This window comes from Desulfobacula sp. (genome assembly GCF_030145145.1).
Lineage (GTDB): Bacteria > Desulfobacterota > Desulfobacteria > Desulfobacterales > Desulfobacteraceae > Desulfobacula.
Genome location: NZ_JAQYWD010000007.1, coordinates 20,579 through 32,539, shown reverse-complemented (window position 1 = coordinate 32,539; position 11,961 = coordinate 20,579). Strand labels below are relative to the sequence as shown.

General features: G+C 44.1%; 13 protein-coding genes. 9 read left to right on the top strand and 4 right to left on the bottom strand.

Annotation, left to right across the window (positions count from 1 at the left end; translation table 11 throughout):
* Positions 1–27: 27 nt before the first annotated feature.
* From Q1Q15_RS05155 to Q1Q15_RS05120, 8 genes are all read left to right on the top strand, one after another.
* A complete protein-coding gene (locus Q1Q15_RS05155; RefSeq protein ID WP_300457361.1) occupies positions 28–3,282 on the top strand; it encodes an FAD-dependent oxidoreductase in 3,255 nt (1,084 codons plus the stop codon).
* A 13-nt stretch (positions 3,283–3,295) separates the two neighbouring features.
* On the top strand, positions 3,296–3,721 hold the full coding sequence (locus Q1Q15_RS05150; protein WP_300457360.1) for a hydrogenase iron-sulfur subunit: 426 nt from the start codon (positions 3,296–3,298) through the stop codon (positions 3,719–3,721).
* A 10-nt stretch (positions 3,722–3,731) separates the two neighbouring features.
* A complete protein-coding gene (locus tag Q1Q15_RS05145) occupies positions 3,732–4,679 on the top strand; it encodes a 4Fe-4S dicluster domain-containing protein (protein ID WP_300457358.1) in 948 nt (315 codons plus the stop codon).
* Positions 4,680–4,695: 16 nt separating this feature from the next.
* Positions 4,696–5,748: a 4Fe-4S dicluster domain-containing protein gene (locus tag Q1Q15_RS05140; protein WP_300457356.1), complete on the top strand. Its 1,053-nt coding sequence runs from the start codon at positions 4,696–4,698 to the stop codon at positions 5,746–5,748.
* 17 nt (positions 5,749–5,765) lie between these two features.
* Complete coding sequence (locus tag Q1Q15_RS05135; protein WP_300457354.1) at positions 5,766–6,611, top strand: FAD/NAD(P)-binding protein; 846 nt, start codon at positions 5,766–5,768, stop codon at positions 6,609–6,611.
* Between the two features lie 124 nt (positions 6,612–6,735).
* The gene (locus Q1Q15_RS05130) at positions 6,736–7,053 is read left to right on the top strand and encodes a TusE/DsrC/DsvC family sulfur relay protein (RefSeq protein ID WP_300457352.1); all 318 of its coding nucleotides are present in this window, start codon (positions 6,736–6,738) and stop codon (positions 7,051–7,053) included.
* A 91-nt stretch (positions 7,054–7,144) separates the two neighbouring features.
* Positions 7,145–7,600 carry an AsnC family transcriptional regulator gene (locus tag Q1Q15_RS05125; RefSeq protein WP_300457350.1) on the top strand — a complete coding sequence of 152 codons (456 nt, stop codon included), beginning with the start codon at positions 7,145–7,147 and terminating at the stop codon, positions 7,598–7,600.
* Entirely contained in the window at positions 7,597–8,406 is an 810-nt protein-coding gene (locus Q1Q15_RS05120) for a nitrilase-related carbon-nitrogen hydrolase (RefSeq protein WP_300457348.1), read from the top strand. Before Q1Q15_RS05125 ends, Q1Q15_RS05120 begins: the two co-directional genes overlap by 4 nt.
* Here the strand turns inward: Q1Q15_RS05120 and Q1Q15_RS05115 are convergent.
* From Q1Q15_RS05115 to Q1Q15_RS05100, 4 genes are all read right to left on the bottom strand, one after another.
* Entirely contained in the window at positions 8,396–9,214 is an 819-nt protein-coding gene (locus tag Q1Q15_RS05115) for a VacJ family lipoprotein (protein WP_300457346.1), read from the bottom strand. The genes Q1Q15_RS05120 and Q1Q15_RS05115 overlap by 11 nt on opposite strands.
* Positions 9,215–9,292: 78 nt before the next feature.
* Positions 9,293–9,745 (bottom strand): outer membrane lipid asymmetry maintenance protein MlaD, encoded by a 453-nt coding sequence (mlaD, locus tag Q1Q15_RS05110; protein ID WP_300457344.1) that lies wholly within the window; start codon positions 9,743–9,745, stop codon positions 9,293–9,295.
* Between the two features lie 23 nt (positions 9,746–9,768).
* Positions 9,769–10,524, bottom strand: a complete 756-nt coding sequence (locus tag Q1Q15_RS05105; protein ID WP_300457342.1) for an ATP-binding cassette domain-containing protein — start codon at positions 10,522–10,524, stop codon at positions 9,769–9,771.
* A 4-nt stretch (positions 10,525–10,528) separates the two neighbouring features.
* Positions 10,529–11,314, bottom strand: coding sequence for an ABC transporter permease (locus Q1Q15_RS05100; RefSeq protein ID WP_300457340.1), 786 nt, complete (start codon positions 11,312–11,314; stop codon positions 10,529–10,531).
* A 173-nt stretch (positions 11,315–11,487) separates the two neighbouring features.
* On the opposite strand from Q1Q15_RS05100, the gene Q1Q15_RS05095 reads away from it, so the two are divergent.
* On the top strand, positions 11,488–11,961 hold the full coding sequence (locus tag Q1Q15_RS05095) for a hypothetical protein (RefSeq protein WP_300457338.1): 474 nt from the start codon (positions 11,488–11,490) through the stop codon (positions 11,959–11,961).

Below are 11,961 nucleotides of genomic sequence, written 5' to 3'. Positions count from 1 at the left end.
TGAGGGACACTATAAGGGATACGATATATGGTAACTTTTAAACTTAACGGTAAAGAGGTTCAAGGAGAAGACGGGCAATATATCATTCAGGTTGCCGAAAAATACGGTGTGGAAATCCCCACCCTTTGCCATCACAAAGCACTGGAACCGGCAGGGATGTGCCGTATCTGTACAGTTGAACTCTTTGACGGCAGAAGAACAAAGTTTGTCACGGCATGCAATTATCCCATATGGGAAGGCATGCAAATCAATACCAACACCCCGGCTGTGCACCAGGGAAGAAAACTCATTGTTGAAATGCTTTATGCCAGATGTCCGGAGGTACCGCTTTTAAAAAAGTTGGCAAAAGAGTACAAAATTAAAGAACCCCGTTTCCCTAAGCAGGATGACGATTGTATTCTTTGCGGACTTTGCGTACGCATGTGTGAAAGAATGGGAAACAGCGCCATCAGCCTCACCGGCCGCGGAACAGATATGAAGATTGATACCCCCTTTGGTCTTCAATCCGACGTTTGCATGGCCTGTGGTGCCTGTGCCTCGGTCTGCCCCACAGGTCATATCACCCTTGAAAAAATCAAAAATGAGTTCACAAAACAACACCCGTTTATGATTCCATCGGAATATGAAATGGGCCTGAAAGGCAGAAAACCGGTTTACGTGCCCTATGCCCAGGCCGTCCCCAATACCCCGGCCATTGACCGGGAGGTGTGCATGCACTTTAAATCAGGCGGTTGCGGGGTTTGTTCAGACATCTGCCAGATGGATGCCATTGATTACACCATGGAAGATGAAATCATAGAGATTGATGCAGGTGCTGTGGTCCTCTCTCCGGGATTTACCCCCTTTGATCCCTCTAAATTTGATAATTATGGGTATGCCAATCATCCCAATGTCATGACCGCCATGGAATTTGAGCGGATTCTTTCCGCCTCCGGCCCCACCAGCGGACATCTGACAAGAATGTCCGATCATAAGGAACCTAAAAAAATTGCCTGGTTCCAGTGTGTCGGGTCAAGGGACATGAACAAATGCGACAATAAATATTGTTCTTCCGTTTGCTGCATGTATGCCCTGAAAGAGGCCGTCATTGCCAAAGAACATGCAGGAGATGACCTTGACTGCGCCATTTTTTACATGGATATGCGAACCCATGGCAAGGATTTTGAGAGATATTACAACCGGGCCCAGGATCAGGGAATCCGATTTTTAAGAAGCCGGGTTCACACCGTTGATCCCCTTCACGATTCAGATGACCTGCAGGTCACTTATGTGACTGAGAGCGGCGAAAAAGTTGATGAAATCTTTGACATGATTGTTCTGTCCATTGGTCTTGAAATTTCTCCTGAAATTGTGGACATGGCAAAAAAACTGGGCATTGAACTCACCGATGGAAATTTTGCCAAAACATCCACTTTCAAACCGGTGGAAACCAACAAAAAAGGCATTTTTGTGGCCGGCGCCTTCCAGGGCCCCAAGGATATCCCCCAGTCAGTGGTGGATTCAAATGCAGCGGCCGGTGAAGCCGGTGCCATGCTGGCCAGTGCCAGAAATACCCAAACAAAACTCCCCGAGGTCATCCCGGAAACCAATATTATAGGCGATCGTCCGAGAATCGGCGTTTTTGTCTGTAAATGCGGCACCAACATTGCCAGTGTCGTGAACGTACCCAATGTTCGGGATTATGCGGCCACCCTGCCCTATGTTGAATATTGTTCTGATAATCTTTACTCGTGTTCCCAGGACACCCAGGAGAGCATGAGCCAGATCATCAAGGCCAATAACCTCAACCGCATCGTTGTTGCCGCCTGTACCCCCAAAACCCATGAGCCCCTGTTTCAGGAAACCCTGGTAAATGCCGGCCTCAATAAATACCTGTTTGAAATGACCAATATCCGGAATCATGCCTCCTGGGTTCACAAGGACACACCGGAGCTGGCCACTCAAAAGGCAAAGGATCTTGTCCGCATGGCCGTATCCAAGGTGGCCCTGATGGAACCCCTTGAGGAAGCAGAACTGCAGGTCAATCCGGTGGCCATGGTCATTGGTGGTGGCATATCCGGCATTACCGCGGCAAAAACCCTTGCCCAGCAAGGGTACCATGTTCATGTGGTTGAAAAGGACCAACGGCTTGGCGGTCAGGCAAACAATCTCTTTCATACTTACAAGGACGAAGATATTGCCAAGGAGCTAGGATCCTTGGTCCAGGAAGTTGAAAACAATGAAAAAATTCACATCCATCTGAACACAACCCTTGAAGCTGTTGAAGGATTTGTGGGTAATTTTAAATCAGAATTATTGTGCAACAAAGAACCGTCCTCCCTTGAACATGGCATCGCCGTTATTGCAACGGGTGCAAAAGCATATATTCCAAATGAATACGAATATGGCAAGGATGACAGAATCATGACAACCCTTGACCTTGACAAACGATTCATTGACAGAGACCCATCACTAAAAGCGTTAAACGCAGCCGTATTTATCCAGTGTGTCGGATCAAGGGAACCGGATCGTCCTTATTGTTCAAGGGTCTGCTGTACCCATTCCATTGACAATGCCCTGGCGCTTAAAAAAATCAACCCGGAAATGGAAATCTTTATTCTCTACAGGGATATCAGAACCTATGGAGAAAGGGAGTACAAATACCAGGCGGCCCGGGAGGCCGGGATCATCTTTGTCCGATACGCTTTAGAGAATAAACCCGATATTCAGTTAAAAGAGGGCAAGGTTTTGGTAACGGTTACGGACCATGTACTGGGACAGCCCCTGGAAATTGAGGCAGATCTGTTAACATTGGCCACGGCCATTGTCCCCAACAAGGATGAACGACTGGCAAATTTCTTTAAAGTCCCCCTGAATGAAGATGGCTTTTTTGTGGAAAGACATGCAAAATTAGGACCTTCTGAGTTTGCAACCGATGGTGTTTTTCTTTGCGGTCTTGCCCACTACCCCAAACCCATTGACGAAGCCATCGCCCATGGGCAGGCGGCAGCGTCCCGGGCGGTAACCTTGTTGGCAAAAGAAACGATTCATACCAGCGGCAATGTGGCAAATATCGACCCGATGGTGTGTAGTTCCTGTGGTGTCTGTGTCTCCATCTGTCCATATGCTGCGCCGTCTTTTGCCACTCAAGGCAGATTTGAAGGAACGGCTGAAATCAATCCGGTGCTTTGCAAAGGATGCGGTTTGTGCGTTGCCTCCTGCAGATCCGGTGCCATCCATCTTAAGGGGTTTGATACAAATCAAATATTTGCACAAATATTTGCGATGAATGAAGCAGTATAAGGAGAGATCACTAATGGTTGAAAACAATACGAAGATTGTTGCTTTTTTGTGCAACTGGTGCAGTTATGGTGCTGCAGATCTGGCAGGTGTAAGCCGAATGCAATATCCTGCTGACATCCGGGTAATACGAATCCCCTGTACCGGAAGACTGAGCCCCAAATTTATCTTGTCAGCCCTGAGGGAAGGCGCAGACGCTGTCTGGGTGTCCGGCTGACATCCGGGTGAATGCCATTACCTGGAAGGTAATTATTACGCACGCAGAAAATTTGCACTCATGGGAAATCTTTTGGAGCATATGGGGATTGAACGAGACAGGGTCCATTTTTCATGGATCTCATCGGCAGAAGCAACAAAATTTGTGGATGTGGTGAAAGAGGTCTCAGACAGGGTAAGGGCACTTGGGCCAAACGAGAAATTTGTAAAGGACTATACTAAATAAAGGTAAGTTTATGAATACCTGTATCAATAAAATCAGGGAACTTTCTTTTGAACTTCTGGATAAAGGAGAAGTTGAAAAAGTTATTGGGTTTGCAAATGGAACGATTCCCATGGCAACAAGCCCGATTGCCATCACATCAACAAAAGACATTGAAACCCTTGTTTTCAATTCAACCTGTGGACTTAATCTGGCCAATTATATCAGGCAGCATAAAGGTAAAATAGCCGTGATTGCCAAAGGATGTGACACGAGGAACATTGTCACCCATATTGTTGAAAATCAGGTTCAAAGAGACCAATTGTATATTATTGGTGTGCCCTGTAACGGAATGATCGATAAAACCAAAATCGCATCCTTATTCGAGGATGATATCATCGAATTCTCAGAAGACGGCAATGCCTTGACGGTTAAATCCGCCTTAAAGGAAGAAACGCTCAACAAAACAGATTATTTAAGACAAAACTGCCGTCTGTGTCTGCATAAAAATCCCGTGATTTATGATGCACTGGCCGCTGACCTTGTTGAGGAACAGACACTTGAGAGCCCCTATCCCGATGTTAAAAAAATAGAAGCAATGACACCGGATACGAAATGGCAGCATTTTCAAGACTTAACAAAAAACTGTATCCGATGTTATGCCTGTAGAAATGCCTGCCCCTTATGCTATTGTCCCACCTGCTTTGTTGATGAATCCGGTCCCCAATGGGTGGGTAAGGGTCAGAACACAACCGATGTCAACACCTTTCATTTTTTAAGGGCATTTCATTGTGCCGGCCGCTGCACAGACTGTGGTGCTTGTGTTGAAGCCTGTCCCATGGATATTAATGTCAGGGACTTTACAAGAAAGCTGAATAAAGACGTCTTTGACCTGTTCGGCTGGGAAGCAGGCTTGGATATCACCAAACGGCCACCTCTGGACGCATACAGTCCGGATGATCCCGACGATTTTATCAAATAAATAAAAAGGGTATACAATGAGATTTATAACTATTGATAAAAAAAACTGGGCCAAGGGGATTGGGAAATCCAGGGAAACCTATCGGCTCTTTGGTCCTGTTAAAGATAAAAACGGCTGTCTTATCAAGCCCCTTGAAAATGACACCCTGCCTGACATGACGTATCCTGATACGGTTATGTCGGCGAAATCAGTACTGTTCCCGCAAACAGAAAAAATGCTCTTCACCAGCCTGGATGAATCACAAAAAGATCACCACATCATGAAAAGAACGGCAACCGATTATACCCCCCGGGCGGTTGTGGGAATCAGACCCTATGATGCAAAGGCAATGGAACTGGTCAAGCTTAATTTTGATACGGTTGATTATCGAGATCCTTACTGGTGCGACGCTTATGATGCAACAACGTTCATCGGGCTGGGCATAAACACCCCCGGACCCTTTGATTTTTCCACTTCGGCAGGTTCCGGGCCATTTGGTGAAGACGGCCTGGATGTTCTGCTGGCGGATCTGGACGATACATATCTGGCAAAAGTCCTTACAGATAAGGGAGATGCCTTTATCGACGCCTGCGGGTTTTATACAACCGCCGATGAAACGGAAAGCCAGATGTTGTTGGATATTTTGCGCAAACAAGCTGAAAAAAATATTGTGTCCCATATGGACACCACCCGGTTAAAAGAAAAAACCATTCTGGAGCTGTATGAAGCGCCGTTCTGGGAAGATATTTCATTTTCCTGTATTAATTGCGGCACGTGTACGTTCGTCTGTCCCACGTGCTGGTGTTTTGACATTCAGGATGAGACCAAGCAAAACATATCTGACAGGATCCGAAATTGGGACACCTGCATGTCGCCCTTGTTCACCATGCATTCCACAGGACATAATCCCAGGGGGACCAAGACCCAGAGAGTCAGGCAGCGGTTTATGCATAAGCTCAAATATTTTCTGGATAAATATGACCAGGGGATCATGTGTGTTGGATGCGGCAGATGTGTTAAAAGCTGTCCGGTTAACATCGACATCCGTGAAGTGTGCAACATCATGAACTCGTACGAGAAACAAGATTAGCGAACAAAGGAGGAAACATGGAAAACCCCTATATGCCGTATCCAGTTCGCATTGATGATATTGAAATTGCAACTGAAGATAAATCCTTAAAAACCTTTAAATTTATCTTCTTAAACAAGGAAGATGAAAAGAACTTCTCCTATCAGGCCGGACAGTTTGCTGAACTGTCTATTCCGGGTGTCGGTGAAATCCCTATTGGCATTGCATCATCTCCTGTTGAAAAAGGATTTGTCAAATTTACCGTATTCCGGGCGGGCGTTGTCACCTCCCATCTTCATAATATGAAAAAAGGTGATATTATGGGCATCAGGGGGCCATTAGGCAATTGGTATCCCTGGGATAAACTGGAAAATAAGAATGTGGTCATTATTGGTGGTGGATTTGCATTTACCACCTTAAGATCCTCTATTATTTATATGCTGGATCCTGCCAACCGAGGCAAATTCAAAAATATTGACGTGGTCTATGGTGCCAGATCTCCGGGCATGCTCCTGTATCGAGAGGAGCTCTTTGAATGGGAAAAACGGGATGATATCAATATGCATATTACGGTTGATGGCACCGATGATCCAAACTGGGGATACCATACCGGATTTGTTCCCCAGATTGTTGAGCAGAATGCACCAAAGGCGGATGAAGAGACCTATGCCATTATCTGTGGACCACCGATCATGATCAAATTTACCCAGCCATCCTTGACAGCATTAGGGTATAAAGAACATCAGATTATCATGTCTCTGGAAAACAGGATGAAATGTGGAATCGGCATGTGCGGTCGCTGCAATATCGGGAAGGAGTTGGTTTGTAAAGACGGTCCAGTCTTTACTCTTGAAGAACTTAACCAAACGCCGAAAGAATATTAATTCGGGGTTATTTTATATTGACAAGAGACCATTGCTTAAGATATGTTTAGGCTTCAATTATCGAAGCTAAGACGGTATGTCTTAAAGTGATATAAAAAAAACATTTTACAGGAGGAAAATTTAAATGGCAACAATTGATTTTAATGGTAAGGCTTTCGACATAGATGAAGACGGATTTCTTCTTGATTATAACACCTATTGTGAAGAATGGGTCGGTTATGTCAAGACTCAAGAAGGTATTGAAGAGCTTACAGACGAGCACTGGACACTAATCAAAGTTCTCCAGGACTACTATGAAAAAAATGGTATTGCCCCAATGGTTCGTGTTCTTTCCAAACTGACCAAATTCAAACTGAAACACATCTATGAACTTTTCCCTTCAGGACCTGGAAAAGGCGCATGTAAAATGGCTGGTCTTCCGAAACCAACCGGATGTGTATAGTAAAGCCAGCATTCGATATATTTGATTAGCTTTTAAAGGCTCTGCATAACAGGTGCAGGGCCTTTATTGGTTTTATTCAAGGAGTTAAGATATGCCGGTAATTGATGAGCAGAACAAAAAAATTCTTAACACGATTCAAGTTGATTTTCCGATTCATTCCAGACCCTATAAAATTATTGCAGACAAACTTGGCCTTTCAGAAGATGAGCTGATCCAACGGATCACCCAGATGAAACAAGAGATGCTGATCCGGCGCATTGGCGGAAATTTCAGTCCTGACAGGCTCGGATACCATTCCACCCTTTGTGCTGCCCGGGTACCGAAAGATAAACTCACCTTGTTTACAACAACCGTCAACAGCTATTCCGGGGTAACCCACAATTATAAACGAGATCATGATTTCAACATCTGGTTTACATTTATTGCCGCTTCCGTTGACATCATCGAAGACAGCTTAAAACAAATATCCAAAGCAACCGGCGTGGAGACCATACTGAATCTGCCGGCAACACGAGTGTTTAAAATCAGTGCCAATTTTAAATTATGAACACCCTTAAAGTCGCTCTTATTGTTCAACATTGCATTGCCGGAAATTTTAACAAAAATATTGAGTCCAGCCTTTGCTCGATCTCCTCGGCAGCTCAAAAAGGTGCCGACATCATTGTTTTTCCGGAGATGAACCTGACCGGTTATGTTGCAGGCCCTGACATCCTTTCCCTTTGCAAACCCATCCATAAAGAGTGGACAGACCTGTTTTCAAACCAGGCTAAAAATTTAAACATGACCATCCTGGTGGGGCTGGCAGAAAAAACACCTCAAAAAGAAATATATGCGGCCCACCTGGTGTTTGATCCTGGCGGATCATTTAAGGCCTATCGGAAAATACATACCGCACCTGCTGAAAAAAAATTTTTCACCCCGGGACATACCATACCCGTTTTCGAATCACACGGGTTCACATTTGGTGTTCAGCTGTGTTATGATGCCCATTTCCCGGAACTGTCACTGGCCATGGCCTTAAAACAAACCGATGTTATTTTCATTCCCCATGCCTCACCCCGGGGCAGTTCCCAGGAGAAATATGCTTCCTGGATCCGACATTTGCGGGCCAGGGCGTTTGACAACGGCGTATATATTGCCGCGTGCAATCAAACCGGTGATAATTTAAAGGGCCTGTCTTTCCCGGGGATCAGCATCGTCATCGGACCGGATGGGAATGTCCTCTATAAATCCATCGATGATGATGAGGGCCTTCATATGATCACATTGGAAAAAGCCACGTTGAACAGGGTCAGGTCCCATAAAATGAAATATTTTTTACCCAACAGACGTAGTGATCTGTTTAATTTTTAATCCGTTTGTTCCGATGCTGTAGATATGCATCCTTTATAGCGATATACGGATCCATGGCAGCGGCCTTCAGGTCCTCATATTCCCCCAGATGAAATGAGGCGGTATTAAGGGTATCATAGGCTTTAACACCGGTTGACAGCTCCCATGGTTCTAAATAATTCACCGGGGTTAAAAAATAATCGCCGACCCGTCCCACGGCATCCCTCAAGGTTGATGGGCCCAATAGGGGAAGGACCAGATAGCACCCGTTGCCAATGGAATAGGACCCGAGGGTTTGTCCCAGGTCTTCATCCGAGGTGTGCAGGTCAAATTTGTTTTGAGCGACCTGACCAAACCCCAGAATACCCACGGTTGAATTGATTAAAAAAATTTCAACTTCTGTTCCCGCTTTTATCATTTTCCCCTGTAAGACATTATTGACCAGTCGAACGGGAAAAAGAAGGTTATGAAAAAAATTCTTCACCCCCTTGCGCAACGGCGTGGGCGTAATGGCTTTATAGCCTGTGGCCAAAGGTTTTATCGCTGCAAAATATAGAAAATCGTTTATGGAATACATCAGGTGATTAAACAGATAAAGGGGATCTGCCAGGGATTGAGCGGCGCTTGTATCATCATACTCCTCAAAGAGTTCATCCGCCAGTTCATCCTCCAGTTCATCCTCCTGGGGCATGGATTGGGTATTCTGGGCCACAAGGACTGAATCATCCGATACAACAGGGACGGTGCTGTCCCGGGCAAACCCATCAGTGGTTAGGATAAACACAAATACCGCAACGACCAAAACGAAAAAAGGGGGAATATTTTTCATGGTTAATAGTTTCCTTATATCTCATTGATCATCATAAATGAAATGAGGGGTTAATGGCATGGGGGTTGAGCAAATCAACTATTTATTATCTCTATCAAAAATCATTTTTCTGACAAGAGATTCAATATCAAGGGATGACTCCGTATTGTATATTTCCTCTCCCGGTTCAAGCAGGATATCAGAACCGCCCGGTGAAAAATTAATGTATTTTTGTCCGATGATGCCAGAGGTCTTAACGGATGCAATGACATCTTCGGAAAGCTCGATATGTTCATCGATACTGAATTCGACTTTGGCCATCAACCGTTCCGCATCAATACTGATCCTTGCAACAGTACCGATTTCCACACCGGCCATTTCAACCCTGGCACCTGTTTTAAGACCGGAGACGGATGTAAAAAAAGCATGGACCGAATATCGGTTGTCCGGAAGAAGGCGGATTTCACCCAGAACCGCAAACAACAATCCGGTACTCAATAAGCCAATGCCAACAAAAAGTCCTACATAAAATTCTATTTTCCCTTTATCCATGTGTTTCCTTTTTAGTAATGTCTTTAATCGAATGTATCCGGGACATCATCCCCCCTGACAAAGGCATTTAAAATGGTGCTGTGTGACTCAAGAACATCTTTTTGAGACCCCTCAAATTTTATAACACCGTCGTCCAGCAATGCAATCCGTTGCGCAATATTAAAAATCTGCGGTATATCATGGCTCACAATAACAGCTGTAAACCCAAATTTTTCCTGATATTCCTGTATCATTGAATGGACATTTTTTTTTCTTACAGGATCCAGGCCGCTTGTGGGTTCATCAAACAAAACAATCTTTGGATCCGTCACCAGCGCCCTTGCAAGGGCCACCCTTTTGCGCATACCACCGGAAAGCTGTGCAGGAAATTTATATTCAGCATCCATTAGACCCAATTGTTTTATGCGGGTCATCACTTTTTCTTTGATCCGGGCTTTTGGAAACTTTGAATTTTCAACCAATGGTAAGGCAATATTATCGTATATGTTTAAAAAATCAAACAAGGCATTATCCTGAAACATATAGCTCAATTCGTTTTGAAAAGACCGTACTTTTTCCACAGATAGTTGATGCAGCGGTTCGCCCTGGATCAATATCTGCCCTGAATCCTGATGGACAAGACCGATAATGTGTTTTAACAATACGGATTTACCTGTCCCGCTTTTTCCAATGACAGCAATGATTTCACCGGTGTAAATGGATAAATTAAGGCCTTTTAAAACCTCATGGGTTCCAAACCGTTTTGCGACATCTATAAATTGTATGAGGGGGACAGTCATTTTTTTAAACCAGAAAGAAGGTAATAATATAATCAAAAATAAGGATGAATACACAGGATTGAACCACAGCGTTTGTTGTTGTCAAACTGACGCCTCTGGCGCCAAACCCACTGAACAAATGGGTATAATACCCTCTATAGCAGCAAATGGTGGTCACAACAACTGAAAAAACAAAGGACTTGTAAAAACCACCGGCGATATCGTTTATATCAACGCTTTGAATCACCGTGTCCATATAAACATATCGATTGATACCCAGCATGATGGAACCGGAAATAAACCCCCCCAGAATACCGACAACATTGAAGAGTGCCGTCAATAGAGGAAAACTGATAACAGCAGCGATCAGCCGGGGGGTAAACATAAATCTGACCGGGTTGATATGCATGGTTTTCAAGGCATCAATTTGTTCTGAAACCCGCATGACACCAATCTCTGCCGCCATGGCCGACCCAGCCCGTGCCGTGATCATGATGGCGGTAAATACCGGCCCGAGTTCCCGGATCAAGGTCAATGCCACAGCATAGCCCAATGCCTCTTCAGACCCGACTTTGATCAGTGAATAGTATCCTTGAAGCCCTAACACCATCCCGGTAAAAAGCCCTGTCAAAACAATCACAAAAATCGATTTCGTCCCAATAAACCAGGTATGGTCAATGATTTTGGAAAATTGAAACGGCAGAACAAAACAATTGATTGTGCCGGTCAGGAAAAAAAGAACGATCCTGCCCATGGATTTCACTAATCGGATAATGGTCTTGCCAAATGTCTCAATGAGTTTAATTAACATCCTGCTTATATATCTGGTAAATTTTTAAAATTCAAGTTGAACCCTGCCTCTGGGGATATTTATTTTATAACACCAAATCATATAATTCAAAATTCAGCTTGACACGTATACAGAAAAACAATACGTATATAGAATAGACAATAAAAACTCATATAAACATCGGCAGGTGAGCCATGACTCAAAAAATCACATTAAGTGTTCCTGATTTACTTCACGAAAAGTTAAAAGCGTGGAGAACGTCTTTTAACTTTTCGAAAATGTTTCAAGAGGCGGTAACAGATGCCATTCAGAGAAAAGAGGAACTTCAAAAACGATTCTCAGAAGATTTTGATATCCATGAAATTGTCAAACGGCTGAAACAGGAAAAGCTGATTTGGGAAAAGCAATTCCATAAAAAAGGAAAGGCCGAAGGGTTTCGCTGGGCAAAGGCCGCCCATTACAAAGACCTTCTATACGTATTGAAGTTCGATGGTACGTATCAATTGATTTCCGACCCTAAAATGAATCAATACTTTGAACAGATTTATCAATCCACCGATCTTGCAAAATATGCTGACTCAGGAACTGTTGATCATGAGCAAATGTTTATGGATGGCTGGTTTAAAGGGGTGTTGGACTTCTGGCATCAGGTAAAGGAAAAATTATAA